Below are 20,910 nucleotides of genomic sequence, written 5' to 3'. Positions count from 1 at the left end.
TGCAAGCTGCGACCGCAGCTTGCAGGCAACCAACCTCAGCCCTCGGCAGGAAACAACGACGCCTGATGCGCGTCGCAAGAAGGCTCCGGCTCGGCAAATCGCACGCCAACCCCGATCAATCGCACCCCCCTGCTCTTGCGGTTCACCGCGGTGTCGAGCAAATTGCGCCACAGGCGTTCGTCGGGCCCGCTCGCCGAGCATTCGGCCGTGGTGTGGGAAAAATCGTCGAAGCGTATCTTGACGAAAACCTTGTTGATCGACGGGGGCTGACGAAGACGGGCAAAACGCCCACCAAACTCTTCGATCAGGGGCGTCAGCGCCTGCACGCAAGCGGCGACATTGGGCAGATCAGATGCATAGGTCGTCTCGACGGACAAGGATCTGCGCGGCCGCTCTGGCGCTACGGGCCGGTCGTCGATGCCACGGCACAAGCGGTACAGACGGGCTCCGAAGCTGCCGAAGCGATGCGTCAGATCCGCCAGCGACCAGCTCCGCAGGTCGCCGCATGATTCAATCCCGAGCCGGCTCATCCTCGCTGCGGTCACTTTGCCGACCCCAAACAACTTTCCTACGGGCAGGGCTGCGACGAACGCGTCGACCTCTTCGGGACGCACGACGAACTGGCCGTCCGGTTTGTTCCAGTCACTCGCGACCTTGGCAATGAATTTGTTCGGTGCGATCCCGGCCGAAGCCGTGATTCCGACTTCTTCATATATCCGCCCGCGGATCTCGGCCGCCATGAGGGTTGCACTGCCGCGGCAACGCTCGACACCGCTTACGTCAAGGTAGGCCTCATCGAGCGACAGGGGCTCGACGAGCGCCGTATAGTCGCGGTAGATGTCCAGGATCTGCCGGGAGGCGGCGCGATATCGCTCGAAATCCGGCGGCAGCAGGATGAGCTGCGGACATAGCCGCAAGGCCCGCGCACTGGACATCGCGGAATGAACACCGTAGGCACGCGCCTCGTAGTTGCAGGTCGCGACCACCCCGCGTGTTTCGGCGCGACCACCGACCGCGAGTGGTCGGCCACGCAGGGCGGGATCGTCACGCATCTCGATCGCCGCATAGAAGCAATCGCAATCGCAGTGAATGATCTTGCGGACGGCCGAGACCGCGTCATGCCGCGGACCCGCGTCGGCATCCGGAGCGACAACGCTAGCCTCGCCCACCGGCCTGCCTGTATATCGGCATCACCCGCGGCAGCTGCTTCTGCATTTCAGCAATACGATTCTTGCCCGAGGGATGTGTGGACAACCATTGCGGCGGTCCACCTGCATTGGCTGCGCTCATTTTCCGCCACAACGATATGCCGGCCCGGGGATCATAGCCAGCACGCGCGGCGAGCTCGAGGCCGACGATATCGGCCTCGCTTTCATCATCCCTCGAGAACCTCAGGGTCAGCAGATTGCCGCCGACCGAGAACAGGTCGGTATATCGCCCCCCTCCGAAGAGCTCTCCAAGGAGACTGGCACCAAGCTGCGTCAACTGTCCTTTGGCGATCCGCTCGCGGGCATGCTCCTGCAGCGCGTGCGCGATCTCGTGCCCCATCACCGCGGCAATCTCGTTCTCGTCGAGCTTGAGACGATCCAGTATTCCGGTATAGAAAGCGATCTTTCCACCAGGCATGCAGAAAGCGTTTATCTCGTTCGAGGCGATCAACACCACCTCCCACTGCCACTGCCGTGCACGGGGATTGAAGGTCAGCGCCTGGGGAACGATCCGTTCCGCAATGGCGCGCAGTCGTCGCATGCGGGGGTCGTCGCGGGGCACCAGAGCACCCTTGCGGGCAGCGGTCTCCTTGAGCTGACCGAACTGCCGCGCGGCCTGTCCTTCGACCGCCTCCGCTGGCACCAGTCGGGTCAGCCTCGATGGAGGCGCAACCGCCGAGGGCGATTCCGCGAAGGCGGGTCCCGGCCCGCCCAAGCACAGCAGGAGGAACGACACGCACCACCCCGCCGCGTTCATCGCATGCTTCGTCACTCTCCCTGGGCGGCGCGCTTGACCCGACGCGCACGCACAGCCTCGGCGAGAATATCCAGCACCTGCACACTGTCCTCCCAGCCGATACACGCGTCGGTGATGCTCTTGCCGTACTCAAGCTCGACGCCCGGTTTGAGATCCTGGCGACCTTCCTTGAGGTGAGACTCCACCATCACGCCGATGATGCGGTCGTCTCCGGCCGTCAACTGGGCCGACACGTTGCGCGCCACTTCGAGCTGGAGCTGATACTTCTTCGAGCTGTTGGCATGCGAAAAGTCGATCATGACCTTGCCGGGCACACCATAGGCGGCCAGATCCTTGCACACCGCCGCAACACTTTCGGCATCATAGTTCGGCCCCTTGCCGCCGCGCAGGATCACGTGACAATCCTCGTTGCCACGCGTGGACACGATGGCCGAGTGGCCTGCCTTGGTCACCGACAGGAAATGGTGTGGCGCCTGGGCGGCCTTTATCGCGTCGACTGCGATCTTGACGTTGCCATCGGTACCATTCTTGAAGCCCACCGGACACGACAGTCCCGATGCGAGCTCCCGATGGACCTGGCTCTCGGTGGTACGGGCGCCGATCGCACCCCAACTGATCAGGTCGGCGATGTACTGCGGGGTAATCATGTCGAGGAATTCGGTGCCGGCGGGAAGACCGAGCTCATTGATCTCCCACAGTACCTTGCGCGCCAAGCGTACACCCTCGTTGATGCGGAAACTGTTGTCGAGATACGGATCGTTGATGAGCCCCTTCCAGCCCACCGTGGTTCTCGGCTTTTCGAAGTAGACGCGCATGACCACCAGCAGGTCGTCCTTGAGACGGTCCGCCTCGGTCTTGAGCCTGCGGGCGTACTCCATCGCCGCATCGGTATCGTGGATCGAGCACGGGCCGATGATCACCAGCAGCCGATCATCCGCGCCGAAAAGGATTCGATGAATTGCCGAACGCGCCTCGAAGGCCACTTCGGCAGAGTGGGGCGTCGCGGGAAATTCGCGCAGCACGTGCGCCGGTGGCACAAGCTCCTTGATTTCCTTGATTCGGACGTCGTCGATATGAATCTTCATGGAGGCAGACATAGGCTTGCGCGATCGAAAAATATTGATTGATATTCCGCGCATTCTAGCCGATCGCAACCGGACCCGCGTACGCAGCTGTCCGGTGGCAGGCGGCGGAATAAATGCGCGACTCGAGCGGTTCACTGCATGACCGGCCGACAAACCGGACGGCCACCTCAACCGGAGACACGAGCATGAAACACTTCTTCACCACCCTGGCGCTTGCCGCGTCCCTGTCCGCATGCGGAACCATGCACCAAGGTCACTCGGAAATGCCCGCAAGCGCGCGCGACGGAATACTGACCGACTCCCAGGGCATGAGCCTCTATACCTTTGACAAGGACAGCATGGACAAGAGCGCATGCAACGGCCCTTGCGCCGCCAACTGGCCACCGCTCTCGGCAACACAGGAAAGCATGGCTCACGGCCCCTGGAGCATCATCATGCGGGACGACGGCAGCCGACAATGGGCGTTCAAGGGCAAACCGTTGTATCGCTGGATCAAGGATCAGAAACCCGGAGATCGCACGGGTGACGGCTTTCGTGACGTGTGGCATCTCGCCAGACCATAATCACCGGGCAGGCGACCGGCCATATTCGCGAATGACGAAATGTTTCAACAGAAAGACCTGATCGCCGAGATCCCCCGGCTCCGCCGCTATGCACACGCATTGCTCGGCGACGCCGGGCTCGCTGACGATCTGGTCCAGGACACGCTCGAGCGGGCGCTTCAGAAGGCCTCGCTATGGCAAGGGGGCAACCTGTGCGCCTGGCTCTTGACGCTGATGCACAACATATTCGTGAATCAGTGGAAGCGAAACCGGAAGATCGAATACCGGGCGAGCGAAGATCTGCCTGAAACCCCTGTGGCCGAAGCCCAGCACCATGGCCTCGAGTTGCGCGACCTCAAGAACGCCCTCGGCCAGCTCAGCGACGAGCATCGGGCGGTGCTGCTGCTCATCGGCCTTGAAGAGCTGAGCTACGAGGAAGCCGCCGAGGTGATCGGGGTACCGATTGGCACCGTGATGTCGCGCCTGGCACGCGCTCGGGACAGGCTGCGCAGCCTGCTCGCAATGGACGGCCGGGTACAGAAGTTCAGGATAGTGAAATGACCGAACGCGCAAGGATCGACGAAGATCTGGTCCGGTATGCGGACCACCGGTTACCCGCAGCGGAGGCGGCCGAACTTGAGCGCCAGCTGGCAGGGAAAGCCGACGAGAGGGCGCGAGTGGACGACTGGCGGGCCCAGGATGAGGCCATTCGCATGGCATTTTCTCCGATCCTCGCGGAAGAGATCCCGGAGCGCCTGCTTGCTGCAGCAAGCGTACCGGCACCCGACGTCGCGGCACATCCACCGCGCTGGCGGATCGCCGCGGCAGTCGGCTGGCTGGCAATCGGGCTGATCGCGGGGTTCGTAATCGGTCGCGACGGCAGTGGTCCCGCCAATGCGGAACGGATCGCCGGTCTGCCACATGATGCGCTGATCGCCCACGCTGTCTATGCGCCGGAGATTCGCCACCCGGTCGAGGTGGCTGCAAGCGAGCGCGCCCATCTGCTGGGCTGGCTGTCCAAACGCGCCGGCACGACGATTCGCGCCCCCGCACTCGAATCCGAGGGTTTCCAGCTCATGGGGGGAAGGCTGGTAACCAGTCACGATGGTCCGGGGGCGATGCTCATGTATGAGAATGTCACCGGCCAGCGCCTCAGTCTCGTGCTCTGCCGCGACGAGGACGAAACCACCACCGCCTTTCGCTACGCGCAAAAAGACAGGATCGGCGTCTTCTACTGGATCGATGGTGGCGTCGGCTATGCGCTCTCGGGCGAACTGCCGCGCGAGCAGCTTCTGAAGCTGGCAACGACCGTATATCGGCAACTCAACCCATAAGCGCGCCCGAATCCGCCAAAGCTGTAAGCTCTTGGGCTTACCACCGGTCTGATCCAGTACCACCTTATCCGACTGCGAATCCACCATGCTCATCAAACGCCCCGGCGACATCGCCCCCTCCGAGATCACCCCGCGCACGCTGTTCGACCAGCGCCGCGATTTCCTGCGTCAGTCAGGTGCAGGACTGATCGCTGGCGCCGCATTATGGGCAGGTCTGCCATCCGGAGCCCGAGCAGCAAGCCTCGGCGCCCTGAGCAAGAGCGCTTTCAGCACCATGGAAGAGATGACGCCGCGCAAGGACGTCACCAGCTACAACAATTTCTACGAGTTCGGCACCGACAAAGCCGATCCGGCAGAGCGTGCCGGCGTCATGAAGACACGACCGTGGACCGTGCGTATCGAAGGCCTGGTGAACAAGCCGCGCACCTTTGATATCGATGAGATCCTGCGGATGGCTCCGCTCGAAGAGCGCATCTACCGGCTGCGCTGCGTTGAGGCCTGGTCGATGGTCATACCATGGGTCGGCTTCCCGCTCTCCGCGCTGCTCAAGCAGGTTGACCCTCAGGGCAGCGCGAAATACGTGCAGTTCATCAGCCACTACGACCCGAAGATCATGTCCCGCCTGCCGGTGCTGGACTGGCCGTATCGCGAGGGTTTGCGGCTCGACGAAGCGATGCATCCGCTGACGCTGCTGACGGTTGGTCTGTACGGCGAAACACTCCCGAACCAGAACGGCGCTCCGGTACGCATCGTGGTGCCCTGGAAATACGGCTTCAAGAGCGCCAAGTCGATTGTCACGATACGCCTCCTCGAGAAGCAACCCGAAACGTCGTGGAACATGGCCGGCCCGGAAGAATACGGTTTCTACTCCAATGTGAATCCCGAGGTCGACCATCCCCGCTGGAGTCAGGCCCGCGAGCGGCGCATCGGCGAGTTTCGCAAGCGCCCCACCCTGCCCTTCAACGGCTACGCCGATCAGGTTGCCAGCCTTTACAGCAGCATGGATCTGAAACGCCAGTTCTGAACGAACGGATCGGTCAAGCGACTTGCCCCCCAAGAAATCAGCGAAGAATTCGAGATGACCCGTACCAAGAGTGCCATTCATACCCCGTCCGCAGCGCAGATCTCGGCAATGAAGGTGGTGCTGTTCCTGGCATGCCTGATTCCTGCGGCGCTGCTCGCCTGGGGCGCCTACGCCGACACGCTCGGCGCAAACCCGATCGAGGCCATAACACGCGGCAGCGGCGAATGGACGCTGCGCTTCCTGCTCATCACGCTCGCGGTCACCCCACTGCGGCGCCTCTCGGGACTGCACTGGGTTCTCCGTTTTCGCCGCATGCTGGGCCTTTATGCCTTTGCTTACGGCTGCGCCCACCTCCTCACCTATGTGTGGCTCGACCAGTTCTTCGATTTGGGGGCGATTGCGCTCGACATTCTCAAGCGCCCCTTCATCACTGTGGGCTTCGCGGCCTTCGTGCTGATGACACCGCTTGCCATTACCTCCAATGCCTACATGATCAAGCGCCTTGGCGGACGCAAGTGGCAGAGCCTGCACCGCTCGGTCTACGCAATCGCGATCATGGGCGTGGTGCATTTCTGGTGGCTGGTGAAAAAGGATCTCACCTGGCCAATCATCTACGCGGTGATTCTCGCGGTCCTGCTCGGGATGAGGGCATGGTGGCGAAACCAGGAACGGGAACGCCAGCTTCAAGGCGCCTATCTTCGACCGCCCGGACCGGGCCGGATCATCAAGATCATCGCGAAGTAGAGCGGCAATCAACCTCCGCGAGGCGGTAGATCAAGCCGGGCTCGAGATACAACTCTCCACCGTCGATCGCTTCGCGCTCGCGTGGACCACCGATCCGAGAAAAGCGGTAATCGAGTTGGTGGAAGCGTATCCGCTCGAAAATCTCCACGCCCATGTAGTAGCCAATCAGCTGTTCCCTGAGCTCCAGAGCGGCGGGCCGGACGACCACCGCCCCCCAGCGTCGCCAGTAGTCCGAACGTCGCTGCGCCGCCAGCTCTCGCCGCAACATGTGAACCGGCAGATAGAACGCGAACACGACGAAAAACAACAGGAGCGCAGTCCGCATGACAGCCACCTCCGTCTTCACCTCTGGAGGTGGGACAGGATCGCTCGCGGCGCGGTTCCATCAAGAGTCCCTTGGGCACCAGGGCCTGACGGTGCCGACCGCGCTTCAGGACGGCTCAGCCTTTGTTGCGAAGCGCACTCTTGGGGCGAAACACCTTGATGACCGCTTCGTCGGTCTCAATGTAGGGGCCGCCGATCAGATCGATGCAGTACGGCACCGCCGCGAAGATCCCCGGCACGAGCACCTCGCCTTGCTCCGAGCGCACGCCCTCCAGCGTTTCCTTGATCGACTTTGGTTGCCCCGGAAGGTTGAGGATCAGGCTGCGCCCGCGGATCGCCCCGACCTGCCGCGAGAGAATCGCAGTGGGCACGAAGTGCAGCGATACCTGCCGCATCTGTTCGCCGAAACCCGGCATGAGTCGGTCAGCCACCGCCATGGTGGCTTCGGGCGTCAGATCGCGTGGTGCGGGACCGGTTCCACCGGATGTCAGGACCAGTTGACAGCCCTGCACGTCGCATAGCTCTATCAGGGTCTGCTCGATGGCGGCCTGGTCGTCCGGAATCAACCGCTCGACCGGAACCCATGGGGAAGTCAGGGCATGCCCCATCCACTCCCGCAGCGCGGGCAGTCCCTTGTCTTCATAGACTCCCCCCGAAGCCCTGTCACTGACCGACACCAGCCCCAGCTTGAGCACGTCCTCACTCATCTTCCTGCTCCTCAAACGACTCGTCCCATGACTCGTCGCGGCCGCCGCCGCTTTCGAGCATCCTCAGTTCGCGAAACAGCTCACGGAACGCACGCGGCGGCTTGCCTTGCTCACGCTCCTTGATGGCATTGCGCCGCAGCACCCGCAAGCGCTGGAGATCCGCGCCGGGCCAGGTTTCGGCAATCTCATGCAACACCTTTTCGTCGTCGATGAGTTTCTCGCGGAGCCGCTCGAGACGGTGCTGACGCGCAGTTTCTTGCCGCGAATTACCGGCCAGCACATCGAGCGCGTCATGTATGGGCTGCGGGTCCACGTTGCGCATCAAGCGCCCGACGTACTGCATCTGGCGGCGGCGGGCACCGTGGCTGGTAAAGCGCTGGGCATCGAGCACGGCCGTCAGCAAATCCTCGGGAATGGGCATCCTGCGCAGCTGCTCCTTCGAGAGCGCGATCAGCGCTTCGCCGAGATCCTGCAAGGCATGCATTTCCTTCTTGCGCCGCGTCTTGCTCGGCAACTGATCTTCGGAAAACTCTTGATCGTCCATGTTGAAGCGGCTGCTGGGTGGAAAGGGTAAGATTATAGCCCCTCGCCCCAACCAGCCCGAATGCCATGTCAGACAAAGGTTTCAGCTTCGACCACGACACCTTGCGCGAGATTGCCAGCGACATTCTGAAGTTTGCCCGAGAGCGGGGCGCATCCGCCTGCGAGACCGACGTCTCCGAAGGATTCGGCCAGACCGTATCGGTACGCAAGGGCGAGGTCGACACCATCGAATACAACCGCGACAAGGGGATCGGCGTCAGTGTCTACGTCGGACAGCAACGCGGCTACGCGTCGAGTTCCGACTTCTCGCCCACCGCGATCAAGGCCACCGTCGAAGCCGCACTGTCGATCGCCAGATTCACCGCCCCCGACCCCTGCGCCGCACTGGCCGAAAAGGAGCTGCTGGCCACCGAATTTCCGGACCTCGATCTGTTCCATCCCTGGCAGCTCGACGTGGAAGCCGCGATCGGACTGGCGAAAAGCTGCGAGCAGGCCGCGTTCGACACCAGCGACAGGATCACCAATTCCGAAGGTGCCAGCACCTCCACCCAGCAATCGCATTTCGTCTCGGCCAACAGCCTTGGCTTTGTCGGCGGCTTCGCCACATCGCGTCATTCGATCTCCTGCTCGGTGATTGCCGGCGAAGGCGACGGCATGCAGCGCGATGACTGGTACGACAGTCGACGCGACCCTGCGGACCTGATGTCGGCCGAGGAAATCGGTCGCATGGCAGCGCAACGTGCCGAGGCCAGACTCGGGTCGCGCAAGATCAGGACCTGCGAGGTCCCGGTGCTTTTCGAAGCGCCGCTGGCGGCATCGCTGCTCGGCAATTTCGTATCGGCGACAAGCGGCGGCGCGCTCTACCGCAAGTCATCCTTTCTGCTGGACAGTCTTGGCAAGCAGATCTTCTCGCCACAAGTACGGATCCTCGAGCGCCCCCACCTGCCGAAGGCCTTCGGCTCCACACCATTCGATGACGACGGCGTTGCCACCCATGATCGCGACGTGGTCGACGGCGGCGTGTTGCAGGGTTATTTCCTCGGTTGCTATTCCGCGCGCAAGCTCGGCATGGCCACCACCGGGAACGCGGGTGGGGCGCACAACCTGATGCTCGAGCCCGGCAATCGCGATTTCGACGGAATGCTCAAACTGATGGATCGCGGCCTGCTTCTTACCGAGGTCCTCGGCCATGGGGTGAACTACGTAACCGGCGACTATTCGCGCGGCGCGGCAGGTTTCTGGGTCGAAAAGGGCAAGATCGTCCACCCGGTGGAAGAGATTACCGTTGCCGGCAACCTCGCAGAGATGTTCAGGGGCATCGTCGAGTCAGGCAACGACGTGTTTTCGCGCGGATCCAAACAGACCGGCTCGATCCTCATCGAGAGAATGAAACTCGCGGGCAGCTGATGCACGTCACCGTCCGCGGCACGTCGGGACGGGCAGATGGTTTGCACCACATATTTCAAACGAGTGATTGGGAAAACCCCAATAGCTAGCTCATTCAGCCGTCGGCTATCGTCAGGCCGTCAATACACAACAACGTAGCGAGGAGAGTTATGGAGCGTCGTTCATTCCTGAAGAAAGCCAGCGTGAGTGTTGCTGCGGGGGCGTCGATGGCGGCACTTTCCAGTGCAGCCCGGGCGGCCGACCTGCCCACCATCAAGTGGCGCCTGGCTTCGAGTTTCCCGAAAAGTCTGGACACCATTTACGGTGGCGCCGATGTTTTCGCGAAGCGTGTCAGTGAGGCAACCGGCGGCAAATTCGAGATCCGGGTTTTCGCGGGTGGCGAGCTCGTGCCGCCCTTTTCGGTTGCGGATGCGGTCAAGGACGGCACCGTGGAGTGCGCGCACACCGTGTCCTACTATTTCTTCGGCAAGGATCCTACGTTTGCACTCGACGCCGCGGTGCCCTTTGGCCTCAACTGTCGCCAGTTCGCGGCATGGACCCGACACGGTGGCGGGCTTGCGCTGCTGCGAGAATTTTTTGGCACGCACAACATCGTGAACTTCCCGATGGGTAACACCGGTGCCCAGATGGGCGGCTGGTTCCGCAAGGAAATCAAGTCGGTCAAGGATCTCGAAGGCCTCAAGTTCCGGGTAGGGGGCTTTGCCGGCCGCGTGATGGCCAAGCTTGGTGTGGTACCCCAGCAGATTCCCGGTGGCGACGTTTATCCTTCGCTCGAGAAAGGCACGATTGACGGCGCCGAATGGGTCGGCCCCTACGACGACGAAAAGCTGGGCTTCCAGAAGGTGGCGCCGTACTACTACTATCCTGGTTGGTGGGAAGGCGGCCCGAACATCTCCCTGTACATCAACAAGAAGCTCTGGGAAGGACTGCCGAAGGAATATCAGGCCATCGTGGAGGCAGCTGCAGCCGAGGCCAACCTCGACATGATGGCCAAGTACGACGCGCTGAACCCTGCCGCCCTCAAGCGCCTCGTCGCTGGCGGTGCCAAGCTGCGCCCCTTCCCGCTTCCGGTCATGGAAGCCTGCTACAAGGCCGCACAGGAGGTCTATGTAGAGGTGAAGAAGGAGAATCCCGCGTTCAAGAAGATTCACGATCAGATGACGGCCTTCCAGAAGGATCAGGTCTTGTGGGCAAGTGTCACGGAAGGAAACTTCGACCGCTTCATGCAAAGCCGCAAGCTCTGAGTCCCGTCCTGAACGGTATTCCTTAGCTTCACCATGCAAACAAACGCCCCGCAATGCGGGGCGTTTTTCATTTTCTCCGACGCTTTCTCGCCGACGACAGAGGGAAGCGGGCTACCAGCATGAACTGACGGATTTGCTGCATCCGCCACCGACACCTTTCGACGCCTGTTGATTGTACGTAAGCGTGCAGCCACATTTCTTGTCACCCGATGCCTGCACCCCCTGAGGCCGCGCCTCCAGCGAATAAGTACTCGCTGTCGGCTCGCCCGCCCCGAAAGCGAAAACGTAGAAACCTCTCAGATCGGTCACGCATTGCAACGCCGGAGGCAACGCCACCACATAACTCATGTTGAGCGTGTAATTGCGCTCGAGGAACTGAGCGTTCTCCATGACACAGCCTTGCGCGAGGCCGCGTCTCGAATCGATCACATACTGGGTATAGGACGGGTAGGCGATCGCGGCGAGGATTCCGAGTATCGCCACCACGATCATGAGTTCGATCAACGTCATTCCCCTCACGCGAGCACGCGGCACGGGGAGCCCGACTTCGGCTTTGAGGCTCATTTCGGCTCCTTCGATCGGAACCACAGGCTTTCGACGGTTCCGTTCTGGTCCAGCTGGATACCCGCAATCCCGCCGGCAGGCACTTCCGAAAGCCGTCCGACTGCCTTCATGTCGGCGCCGACGCCAACATAGAGGCGGGCTTGCGCGTTCACCTTGTATGGTTTCCCGTCGATCCACACTGTGGATGTTGCAGCGTCCACCCTGCTGACCGCCCCTTGACGCTCATAGTTACTCAACAGAAACCCTTGGGGACTCTGGGCAACCGCCACCGTGCCAAACCCCATCAGCAATCCCATCGCCATCACACACGCGTTGATCTTCATGTTCAATCCCTCAGGAATTCGCGCCACGAAAGTCGGCCACGTTTTGCGAGAAACTGCTCCGGGCCTTCACTGCTCTTGCCCGCGGCATCACTTCCGGTCGTTTTCACCGAGCCGGTTCCGGTCGCCTGACCATAGAGTTGTGTTCCATTCCCGATCTGCCAACCATTACGGCCGATTGCGCTGTTTCCGCCAAATGCCGTCGGATCGCCGACCGTATTGAGATCGGACGCATCAAGTTTTCCGTCCTTGCTGTTGTCGAAGACATTCTCTTCGGGCCGACCGCCGCTCCACGGATCCATCGCCATCACCCACCCGGTCGCCCCCGAGGAACAGGCGTCGCCCGAAGGAATCAGCGACGAACCGAACAACAGGCCATCGACCCACCAGTTGGCACTGAACATCCGCTCGCCAGTGCCCGTAGTGCCGGGCGACTTGAGGTCCACGTACCATCCGCTCTTCACGAATTTTCCCGTCGAATCGAGCAGCGATTCCCCCCCGACGGTGTCCCCTTGGCGCGACATGAGGCGATACGGGCCGAGCGCGTCACTCCCCTCGGCGACGATCTTTCTCTCGACAAGCTTGCTGCGCCCGGAAATGGTCGCGACATCCCGCAGGCCATACCATGACTGCACCTGCGTGGTCGACGGGTCGCCACTGGAGATGTATTTTCCGGTTCCGAAAAACACCCATGGTTCGAACGTCCCCGGATGGATGCCGAGGGTCGGAGTGGCCGTGATCGGCTGAATCTGGCCGGACGCATTCACCGCAGAGAAAAGCGGCGACTTCGAATACCCGACTTTCCAGCTCCCCGACGACGAACTGCTCGCATCGAATTTCCACAGATTGCCAAGAATGTCGCCGGCATAGAGATAATCGGCATTACCATCAAAGTTGCTATCGAGACTACCGACGCCGGCCAGTCCGTTGGAGCCGCCCACACCCGTGTCGATCGCCTTCGTCAGGGTCCCGGTTTCGATATCCACCAGCAGCAACTGCGCCTTGTCTCCACTGCTGTTGTAGCCATTACCGACCGCCACAACCCATTTGCCGTTGTTGAGCCGCAGGATGGTCGGCTTCGACAGCACGTTACCCATGGAGGCATCGCTGAACTCCCACATCACGCTGCCTGCACCGAGGCTGGTCGGATCGGTAACGTCAATCGCGAACATCGACTTCCCGCCCCGCCCCGTCACACCGAACAGAACGCTCTTCCAGGCGCCGCCGACATAGACATCGGCAACCTGCACCTCTCCGTCAACATAGAAACGATGCACATACTTCGGATCGGCGAGATTCTTGAGGCTCGACAGGAGTTCCGACGGGATATAAGCGAAGGTTTCCTTGCCTGTCTTCGCCTCGAATGCATGCAACATGCCATCGTTGGCGCCCACATAAACCATCTGCTTGCGGGCGGCCTTGGCCTCTCGGAAAGCCTGATAGCTCGATGCGCCGGCCCACGCATAGCGTTCGTAGCCGCGGTTGGCAGGCTTGCCGACAAATACGGGGGACGAGTTCACGATATCGCCTAGCCTCGACGACCGGGTCCTGAAAGCGCCTCCGTTCCCCTCCTCTTCCGAGGTGTCACCACGGATATAGTTGAGCAGATCGATCGAACCGACAAGACTCGCGATCGTCGAACCGCTGAAAGCCGTTGCCGCAGTGCCGTTCCAGGTGTAGATGTTGCGGGACGCAGCGGCGGGCAGTTGCTCCGAGGCCTTCCATGTTTCGGTGGATGAAAGCGTGCCATCCGCATTGAAGCCAAAGGCAACCACGTCACCGGTCCATTTGCCGCTGAAGAACTTTCCCTGGAAGATCAGCGAATCACTGCTGACGAGGGTTGAGTTACCGGACACGCTCGACGCCGACGCAACCCGTTCACCAATCGTGAAGAGCGCTTTTCGCAGGCCGTCCGCAAAATCCTTTGGATTCTTCGCGGCGACGAAAGTCCCACGGCTGTTAACGGCGGCGTGCCAGAGATCATCGATTTTCGCTGCGTTGCTCGACGGATTCGGCCAGCTTTTGGTGCCCGACTGCAACGCCGGCAGATCTGTGGAAGGATCCAGCGTACCCTGAACACCGATCGATAGTCCGAAGGTGACCATGTGTTGCCAGAAGGCGGGGTCGGCGGTCGATGCCGGGACGTTATTGACCATCTCGGCCGAAGTCTGGAGATCCTTCTTCCAGTACTCCATTGCGATATCACCAAGCGTATCGCTCCAGCCATCCTGATAGGGTTTCGCCGGCGCATATTTATACTTCGTGGTCCCATCGGACGCGGTGATGGTCGAACCAGCAGTATTGTCGGAGTTGCCTATCCCCGGAGAGCCGTCGTTGTAATAGCCATCCGTGGTGAGAATCGTGAAACTCTGCCGGCAACTCACCTTCGGATTCGGTAACCACGGATCAGGACCAGTGTTGCCGGAATAGTACTCCCCGACCCATTTCAAGGCGGTGCGCAGCGGTGTGCCATTGGTATCGATCGCCGTCTCGAGAAGACTCTGGAACCATTGACGGCGGTTCTCGCCCTCGAAGACACCCGTCGTGGGAATGTAGAAGACTTTCGAATCCCCCCGTCCGTTGATGGTGGCGAATCCGACGCGGTAATTGTTCCCCATCTGCGCGAACGCATTGCTCGCTCCTCCCCTTGCGGCAAGAACCCTGGATCGATAGTACGAGAACCAGTTGGCAAAGTTCTGCAGTTCCTGGGCCACGGTCCTGGTCCGCCCGCCCCAGGTGAATGAGGTCACTTCCACTTCCGTGCCGGTGGAGAGATCCTTGCGATAACCCCGACTGCCCCGGAGCTGATAGCGGACGTAGCTAGTCGTGCTCGTCGTCGAACCCGAGCCCTTGTACACGTAGAAGGTCGCCGGCCAGATATTGTTGCACCACTGGTAGCCGCTGCAGGACCCCCATCCGCTCGCCGAAACCCAGTTCGCATACATCGACTGGCTCACGGTGAGGTTCAGGGTACCGGCGGATGCCCGCACAGGGTTGTAGGGAGCACTCGTCGGCGAAACATTGCCGTAGCTGGTCGTCGCCGATCCGTCGTAGCCCGCCCAGGGCGTGTATACGACCAGGGGGTCGTAGAACACCGAGTTGTTTGTGGATGACCGGAGATAAACGTTCACCCAGTCACTGTCACTGAAATTGGGAACGAAGTTGTCGTAGACGGAAGCGCCATAAACCGAGGACGGACGTGGAAAGAGGTAGTAGGCGTACAGAATGTCGTCGGGCATGACCTCCCACTGCATGGAGCCCGAGTCGTCGAGCACGAACATCACGTTCGGCGCCACCGCAGACCCTGTCAACAATGGTGAAGTCGAGATATCGACGCCTGCGCCTGCGCCGCCCGCAGCGAGCAACAGCGTCGTCGCCAGCGGGATCGCACGCATGCGAAAACGGGATTGGATCAAATTCGGTCTGGAATTGCTCATGCCGTCACCTCTATCTCAGCGGCGAAACGTTGATTGCAGCATCACGACTGCACCGTCTGCATCAGGTCTGTTACGGGCCGTGATCCGGTAGCGGGGCTCGTAGCAGATAATCGCGTTGGGGTCCGCCTGACAGCTCAGATCGTTGGGCCACTCGCCCATGTATTCAATGATGTATTGCGGTGTGACTCTGCGGGGTCCGGTGGCCACCGTCGTGGCGTTGCGCCATACGGTGGCAGCCGCGGTCCACCGCGGCTCCAGGCTCGGATCGGGCTGCGGATAGCGGCCATTGGTGCCGTTGAAGAGTGTGGGAATCATCTCCGGCGACACCGTCCCCAGCGCTGCAAGCAAGGTCGTCTCACCCTCTCGCAGGGCCGACTCCGCTGCCTGGAAGGCAAGCTGCCGGTCGTAGAGGTTCGCCCCCATGCGCTCCTCGAGCCCCGATCCACGAATGCCGGCAAGACTGATCAGCATCATCGCCACGAGCAGCAGCAGCGCAACGATCAGCGTGGTGCCACGTTGCCGATCCGGAAATTGGCTGAAATTCATCGCCTTCATACCTTGTTCCTGAGCGCGATCACCTGCGTAAATTGCCGCGTCACCCGGGTCAGCGCGCCCGCGGCGTCGCGCTCCTGCTCCAGCCCTTGCAAGGTGATCTGGACCCTGACCGCTGTCACCCGCTCCCAGCCATTGGCCGGTACCGCGGCGGCATTGACGTAGGCATTGTTCAGCAGGTACTGGACCTGCAGGTCGGTCACGCCTTCCACGACCTCTTCGGCAACGGGTGCTGTCGCACCGCCGGCGTTTCTCGAAACCGCGCGAAAGAGCGACCGCCCACCGCTATCGGGCCGGTCGTTGTTGCCCACATACCACGTGGAGGATTCGAGAACCATGGCGTTCGCGTTCGGCGGATAAGCGTAGGCCACTCCGCTGCCACCGAGGCCAACACTTGCGTTGCCCGGTACGAAACCACCGCCCGTGGCATGTGCCAGGCCATTACCGGTTCCGGCACGGTTGTCGGTGACCTGGAAGATGGACGCCATCAGAAAGTCGCAAACGATGGCGATATCGCCGGTCTGCACCGTATTGAGCCCCGGTCCGCCCAGGTTGATTACCGGCGGCGCACCTGCGATGTTGTGGTTCACCACCTGAAAGACGGTCGGCGAGCCGTGCATGGAATGCACCACGTCCGAGGTTGCAACGCGGCCTCCAACCCCGGCGCCGATCGGAATGCCCGCCAGCACCGTACCTGCCTCATACCCGATCAGGCCGCCGCTCCAGTTTGCCCACCACAGCGCGGCAGTGCCCGCACCGTTGAGCACGTTATGCACGCTGTCCGCCGCGATCCGGCCACAGCCGTTCACGCCTGATTCGCGCAGGTCGCGGCCGATCATCTCGAAAACCGTGCGGGCCGACTCCTGTAACCGGGAAACGTTCAGGGAAGAGCGATTGATCTGCGTATTGGCGGAAAAGATGCTGGCCACACCGGCCATGATGAGCAGACCGAGCGTCATCGCGATCATCAACTCGATGAGCGACAGACCACGCATCCGGTAGCGATCGGTGATCATTGCAGCCTTACCTCCACGGACATCTGCGTCGCCATGTCGGATCGTGCTTCGCCACCGCGATCCGTCCATCGAATCGACACCACACACAGTCCGGCGGCGCAGTTCACCCCACCACAACCGGTCTCCCCGAGCATCTGCTTGATCTCCGCGGACCAGTCGGTGAGATTGGTGGCCGCCAGCGTGCCGGCGCCAGGCCCCGCACAGCCCCCTGCCCCCATCGCCATGTTGTAGGCGCCTGCGATCGCCTGAAGACGATCGGCCGCCATGCGTTCGGCGAGCGAGTTCGCAAGGATGACGGCGGCACTGCGCTCGTAGGCACCCTGGGTATTTCGCAGTGCGGAGAGTTGCAGGCCGGCAATGCCGAGCAAGCCGATGGAAAGCACGACGACGGCGACGAGCACCTCGATCAGCGTCGTTCCAGCCTGCAAGCCGGGAGAATGTCGTTTCGTATTCATCTGTCGACTCATGCGATCAGGGATTCGACGGGGCGGCGCATGCGGCCGACGAAGCGCGGACCACGTTGATACGGCTACCGAACGCGACCACCACGTCACGCGCATTCTCGCCGCTGCCGGACGCTTCACAGACTCTCAGCGCCACCTGCTGTATCGCGTTGCTGCCCGCATCACGCGCAATCCCGTCGGGCCGAAAAACCAGTCGATTGCCGCCGCCCTGCAGATTGGTGCTCGCAACCGTGATCAGGGTGTCGCGCGAGAAGACACCGCTGCGCAGCAAAGGCTCGTTCGCGGCATCGCGGGCACCATTCGCGTTGCTGTCGAGAAAGACCATCCACCCCGCCCAGCGAGATGCCGTATCACCGGTGATACATGCAGAGTTGTCAGCGATCACACCGCCCACCACCGGTGCGCGACAGAACACGACACGCTGGTTGCGCCGTACCGATTCGGAGCGCGCCAGGCTGAGCGCCGCGAGGATATCGTTTGATTCTCCGGCGAGCCGGCTCGAGCGCAACAGCCCCTGAAAGCTCGGTACTGCCAGACCCGCGAGGATGGCCATTACCGCGACGGTAACCATCAGTTCGATGAGGGTGAAACCCCGGGCAGATCGGATACTTGAGGTGTTCATGGAATTCCCGCTTTGTGCGACGCTAACTTAGCGTGCGCACAAAGGGGAAGATACGAAGGGATGACAAGCGTCCCGTTCGACCGGACATACGGATCGACGCGCGTGACTTATTTCCGCACCGGCTGCACCGCATGCCGTCGCGGCCAGCGCATCACACCGGTGGAGATCGCGGTCCCCAACAGGATCACGATACAGCCCGTCACCATCGACATCGTGATCTGCTCGTCGATCAACAGCCAACCCCACATCATTCCGAACGCGGGAATGAGAAAAGTCACCGCAATGGCCCGGGCCGGCCCGACACTCGCGATCAGTCGGAAATAGAGAAAATAAGCCAAGGCCGTGCTGCCGATCGCCAACAGGATCACCGCAAGCCAAGCGGTTGCGGACGGAAGATCGACGGGCCACGTCGCCACGGCTGCCGGCAAGAGCATCAGGGCTGCGGAAAGCTGGCTACCGGTTGCGATCGCGAGCGCCGGGACGCCGGTCAGGAAGCGTTTGGTGAAATTGGCGGCAACCCCGTAGCTAAGGGTCGCCCCCAGGCAGGCCAGCATCGGCCAACCGCCCCCACCAGCCGAAAACGTGGCTTTGTCCCATGCAAGTACGATCACACCGAGCAGACCGAGTGTCATGCCGCCGATCATCGCGGCCGACAGACGCTCCCGAAACCATACAAACGCCACGAGGGCTGCCCACAGCGGTGACGTCGCGTTGACGATCGAAGCGAAACCGCCACTCACCGACAGTGTCGCCCAGGCGTAGAGGACGAAAGGCAGGGCCGAGTTGGTCAAACCGACGAAGCTCAACGGTGCGAGGTAACGCCGCAGGTAGGTCAGGCCCTCACCGAGGGCCAGCACCGGCAGCAGCACGAGCGCCGCAATGCCCACACGCAGCTCGATCATCGGGATCGGCCCGAAGGCGGGCCCAGCCACGCGCATGAAGAGAAACGATGCCCCCCAAAGCGCGGCGAGCAGGACCAGATCGATCATGTCACGCCGTGTCACGCCTGCCCCCGATCGAAGATTGCTCCATCTCCAGCAGCATCCGTTTTCGCTCGACGCCACCTGCATAACCGTGGAGTTTCCCGTCCGAACCGACCACACGATGACAGGGCAGGATCAGCAACACCGGATTCGCCGCAACCGCGCTCGCCACGGCACGTACGGCACGCGGTCGCCCGAGCCGGGCGGCGAGCATGCGGTAGGTTATCCGCTCACCACGCGGTATGTGCCGCAAGGCCTGCCATACGGCCTGTTGAAATGCAGTGCCCGGCAGGTTCGGGGCGAGCCACTCGAACCCGAGCGTAGCGCCATCGAACCACGCCGACAACGCATCGCGGACCGCCTGCGGTGCCTGCGGCAGCGACTCACGACGCGCGCCTTCGACAAACCGCAGGCCGGCAAGAAGGCCGCTGCACATCCGCACCTCGATATCCCCGCAGGGGCTCTCGAGCCAATAGTCAATCATGCCTTCACAGTTCATGCCAGTTCGCTCCATGCCATAGATGCATCACGGCGTATGCCCGCCACGGCGCCCACCGCGCCATGATTGCCCTTGCCTCCGCGCGGTTTGCGGTGGCAAGCGCTCGATGTACGCCGGCATCGCCTTCGGGAAAGGCATTCGGCCAGGAGAGGGCACGCATCGCAATATAGTCGGCAGTCCACGGCCCGATGCCGGGGAGGGACAACAGCGCCTCGCGGGTGGTCGCGAGTTCCGCTTCGGGCGAAAGCACCAGCCTTTGCTCGGATACCGCTGTGGCGAGGGCGATGATCGCGGCAGCGCGCGATCCGATGATACCGAGCTCTCCGATGGAGGAAGATGCCACCGCGGCAATCTCCCCTGCCGTGGGAAAACATCGGACGAGGTCCTCCCTGCCGGTTTCGATCGGCGCACCGAAACGCAGCGCGAATCGACCAACCAGCGTTCGTGCCGCAGCGACCGAAACCTGCTGTCCGACGATCGCCCTGACTGCCATCTCGAAGCCGTCGAGCGCGCCAGGCACCCTCAGCCCGGGCCTTCCGGCCGACAACACCCCGAGCGTGGCGTTGACCTGGTGCGGGTCGCAACTCAGGTCGAAGAGCCGCTTCAAACCAGCCATCACCTGTGGCAAGGCACGGGCAAGCGACGCGGAAATACGGGCCGTCAGTACATCGCCGCGCGCGGCCCTGGTGACCTCGACCCAGCCGCGACACTCACGCCCTGCCTCTCCCACCCGCACGGTGCGCCGATAGCACCCCGAAGCATTCACTGCCTCGACCCCCGGAATTGCCCGCCCCCCCAGGAAAGCAAGCAGCGCGTCCCAGTCCAGCGGCGGCCTGTAGGCCAGCGGAAACTCGAAGGCGCCCTCCGCACGGTTCGCCAAACCCCTCCGCGAGGCCTGCGGAGCTTCGCCGTAAGCCGCTCTGTACCTCGTATTGAATGTGCGCAAACTGCCAAAGCCGGTCGCGTACGCAATGTCCACCACCGACATGGCCGATTCGCGCAGCAATCGGCGACCAAGCTGCAGTCTGCGGCTGGCCAGATAGGCTGCCGGTGACACACCGAACTCGGCCGAAAACGCCCGCCTCAGATGCCGCTCACTGACCCCGATCCGCCGCGCCATGGACCCGGTATCGAGTTCCCCCTGGAGCCCTCCTTCGATCATCTCCACAGCCGCTCGCGCGATCGTCGAGGCGGCGTCCACCGGGGCACGACCGGGCGCGTGTTCCGGGCAACAACGCTGACATGGCCTGAAACCCTCTGCTTCCGCTGCCGCTGCGCTGGCGAAGAACCGGCAGTTCTCGCGATGCGGCGGCCTTACCCGGCAAACCGGCCGACAGTAGATACCGGTGCTCGTGACCGCTACGAAAAGCCGGCCATCGAAACGGCTGTCATGACTGAGCAGCGCTTGGTAACAGGCATCGGGTTCGGGAAGATTCATGCGCCGATTATGCTTGAGCACCCGCTGTCCGGCTCGCCGAAAACGGACATGGATATTTCCTCCGTGCGCTCAGGCCGGCACCTCGGAAGGGCCGTC

The 20,910-nt window shown here is 62.1% G+C and carries 23 protein-coding genes; 7 read left to right on the top strand and 16 right to left on the bottom strand.

Annotated elements, in window-relative coordinates; translation table 11 throughout:
- Positions 1-35: 35 nt before the first annotated feature.
- From dinB to aroG, 3 genes are all read right to left on the bottom strand, one after another.
- The gene (gene dinB, locus GQB03_RS09670; protein ID WP_235027009.1) at positions 36-1,052 is read right to left on the bottom strand and encodes a DNA polymerase IV; all 1,017 of its coding nucleotides are present in this window, start codon (positions 1,050-1,052) and stop codon (positions 36-38) included.
- A 103-nt stretch (positions 1,053-1,155) separates the two neighbouring features.
- Positions 1,156-1,944, bottom strand: a complete 789-nt coding sequence (locus GQB03_RS09665; RefSeq protein WP_235027008.1) for a M48 family metallopeptidase — start codon at positions 1,942-1,944, stop codon at positions 1,156-1,158.
- 32 nt (positions 1,945-1,976) lie between these two features.
- Positions 1,977-3,062, bottom strand: a complete 1,086-nt coding sequence (aroG, locus tag GQB03_RS09660) for a 3-deoxy-7-phosphoheptulonate synthase AroG (protein ID WP_159688024.1) — start codon at positions 3,060-3,062, stop codon at positions 1,977-1,979.
- 173 nt (positions 3,063-3,235) lie between these two features.
- On the opposite strand from aroG, the gene GQB03_RS09655 reads away from it, so the two are divergent.
- The 5 genes from GQB03_RS09655 to GQB03_RS09635 all read left to right on the top strand — a co-directional run bounded on the left by GQB03_RS09655 (position 3,236) and on the right by GQB03_RS09635 (position 6,694).
- The gene (locus GQB03_RS09655) at positions 3,236-3,613 is read left to right on the top strand and encodes a COG4315 family predicted lipoprotein (RefSeq protein WP_159688021.1); all 378 of its coding nucleotides are present in this window, start codon (positions 3,236-3,238) and stop codon (positions 3,611-3,613) included.
- Between the two features lie 39 nt (positions 3,614-3,652).
- A complete protein-coding gene (locus tag GQB03_RS09650; RefSeq protein ID WP_159688018.1) occupies positions 3,653-4,153 on the top strand; it encodes a sigma-70 family RNA polymerase sigma factor in 501 nt (166 codons plus the stop codon).
- Positions 4,150-4,926: an anti-sigma factor family protein gene (locus tag GQB03_RS09645; RefSeq protein WP_159688015.1), complete on the top strand. Its 777-nt coding sequence runs from the start codon at positions 4,150-4,152 to the stop codon at positions 4,924-4,926. The genes GQB03_RS09650 and GQB03_RS09645 overlap by 4 nt, the downstream gene beginning before the upstream one ends.
- Positions 4,927-5,011: 85 nt before the next feature.
- The gene (gene msrP, locus GQB03_RS09640) at positions 5,012-5,950 is read left to right on the top strand and encodes a protein-methionine-sulfoxide reductase catalytic subunit MsrP (protein ID WP_159688012.1); all 939 of its coding nucleotides are present in this window, start codon (positions 5,012-5,014) and stop codon (positions 5,948-5,950) included.
- 54 nt (positions 5,951-6,004) lie between these two features.
- Complete coding sequence (locus GQB03_RS09635; protein WP_159688009.1) at positions 6,005-6,694, top strand: protein-methionine-sulfoxide reductase heme-binding subunit MsrQ; 690 nt, start codon at positions 6,005-6,007, stop codon at positions 6,692-6,694.
- Here GQB03_RS09635 and GQB03_RS09630 read toward each other — a convergent pair.
- From GQB03_RS09630 to yjgA, 3 genes are all read right to left on the bottom strand, one after another.
- Positions 6,681-7,019 (bottom strand): hypothetical protein, encoded by a 339-nt coding sequence (locus tag GQB03_RS09630; protein WP_159688007.1) that lies wholly within the window; start codon positions 7,017-7,019, stop codon positions 6,681-6,683. The genes GQB03_RS09635 and GQB03_RS09630 overlap by 14 nt on opposite strands.
- Positions 7,020-7,134: 115 nt before the next feature.
- Positions 7,135-7,725: a molybdopterin adenylyltransferase gene (gene mog, locus GQB03_RS09625; RefSeq protein WP_159688004.1), complete on the bottom strand. Its 591-nt coding sequence runs from the start codon at positions 7,723-7,725 to the stop codon at positions 7,135-7,137.
- Positions 7,718-8,269 (bottom strand): ribosome biogenesis factor YjgA, encoded by a 552-nt coding sequence (gene yjgA / locus GQB03_RS09620; protein ID WP_159688001.1) that lies wholly within the window; start codon positions 8,267-8,269, stop codon positions 7,718-7,720. Before yjgA ends, mog begins: the two co-directional genes overlap by 8 nt.
- A gap of 65 nt (positions 8,270-8,334) precedes the next feature.
- Here yjgA and pmbA point away from each other — a divergent pair, with 65 nt between their 5' ends.
- Entirely contained in the window at positions 8,335-9,675 is a 1,341-nt protein-coding gene (gene pmbA / locus GQB03_RS09615; protein ID WP_159687999.1) for a metalloprotease PmbA, read from the top strand.
- A 149-nt stretch (positions 9,676-9,824) separates the two neighbouring features.
- Positions 9,825-10,919: a TRAP transporter substrate-binding protein gene (locus GQB03_RS09610; protein WP_159687996.1), complete on the top strand. Its 1,095-nt coding sequence runs from the start codon at positions 9,825-9,827 to the stop codon at positions 10,917-10,919.
- Between the two features lie 111 nt (positions 10,920-11,030).
- Here the strand turns inward: GQB03_RS09610 and GQB03_RS23185 are convergent, their stop codons facing one another.
- From GQB03_RS23185 to GQB03_RS09560, 10 genes are all read right to left on the bottom strand, one after another.
- A complete protein-coding gene (locus GQB03_RS23185; RefSeq protein WP_159687994.1) occupies positions 11,031-11,483 on the bottom strand; it encodes a type IV pilin protein in 453 nt (150 codons plus the stop codon).
- Positions 11,480-11,806, bottom strand: coding sequence for a hypothetical protein (locus tag GQB03_RS09600; protein WP_159687991.1), 327 nt, complete (start codon positions 11,804-11,806; stop codon positions 11,480-11,482). Before GQB03_RS09600 ends, GQB03_RS23185 begins: the two co-directional genes overlap by 4 nt.
- 2 nt (positions 11,807-11,808) lie before the next feature.
- The gene (locus tag GQB03_RS09595; RefSeq protein WP_200832166.1) at positions 11,809-15,240 is read right to left on the bottom strand and encodes a pilus assembly protein; all 3,432 of its coding nucleotides are present in this window, start codon (positions 15,238-15,240) and stop codon (positions 11,809-11,811) included.
- Positions 15,241-15,255: 15 nt separating this feature from the next.
- Positions 15,256-15,795, bottom strand: a complete 540-nt coding sequence (locus GQB03_RS09590; protein ID WP_200832165.1) for a pilus assembly PilX family protein — start codon at positions 15,793-15,795, stop codon at positions 15,256-15,258.
- Positions 15,792-16,808, bottom strand: coding sequence for a PilW family protein (locus GQB03_RS09585; protein WP_159688501.1), 1,017 nt, complete (start codon positions 16,806-16,808; stop codon positions 15,792-15,794). Before GQB03_RS09585 ends, GQB03_RS09590 begins: the two co-directional genes overlap by 4 nt.
- Entirely contained in the window at positions 16,805-17,263 is a 459-nt protein-coding gene (gene pilV / locus GQB03_RS09580) for a type IV pilus modification protein PilV (RefSeq protein ID WP_159687989.1), read from the bottom strand. The genes GQB03_RS09585 and pilV overlap by 4 nt, the downstream gene beginning before the upstream one ends.
- A gap of 16 nt (positions 17,264-17,279) precedes the next feature.
- Complete coding sequence (locus GQB03_RS09575) at positions 17,280-17,894, bottom strand: GspH/FimT family pseudopilin (protein WP_159687986.1); 615 nt, start codon at positions 17,892-17,894, stop codon at positions 17,280-17,282.
- Between the two features lie 107 nt (positions 17,895-18,001).
- A complete protein-coding gene (locus GQB03_RS09570; protein WP_159687983.1) occupies positions 18,002-18,898 on the bottom strand; it encodes a DMT family transporter in 897 nt (298 codons plus the stop codon).
- Positions 18,885-19,376, bottom strand: coding sequence for a methylated-DNA--[protein]-cysteine S-methyltransferase (locus GQB03_RS09565; protein ID WP_235027006.1), 492 nt, complete (start codon positions 19,374-19,376; stop codon positions 18,885-18,887). Before GQB03_RS09565 ends, GQB03_RS09570 begins: the two co-directional genes overlap by 14 nt.
- Positions 19,366-20,814, bottom strand: a complete 1,449-nt coding sequence (locus GQB03_RS09560) for a DNA-3-methyladenine glycosylase 2 family protein (RefSeq protein ID WP_159687978.1) — start codon at positions 20,812-20,814, stop codon at positions 19,366-19,368. The genes GQB03_RS09565 and GQB03_RS09560 overlap by 11 nt, the downstream gene beginning before the upstream one ends.
- Positions 20,815-20,910 lie beyond the last annotated feature (96 nt).

Origin of the sequence: Cognatazoarcus halotolerans (assembly GCF_009800965.1) — a bacterium.
GTDB classification, from domain to species: domain Bacteria; phylum Pseudomonadota; class Gammaproteobacteria; order Burkholderiales; family Rhodocyclaceae; genus Cognatazoarcus; species Cognatazoarcus halotolerans.
Note: the sequence above shows the minus strand (reverse complement) of the source record. Positions and strands in the feature narration are given on the sequence as shown.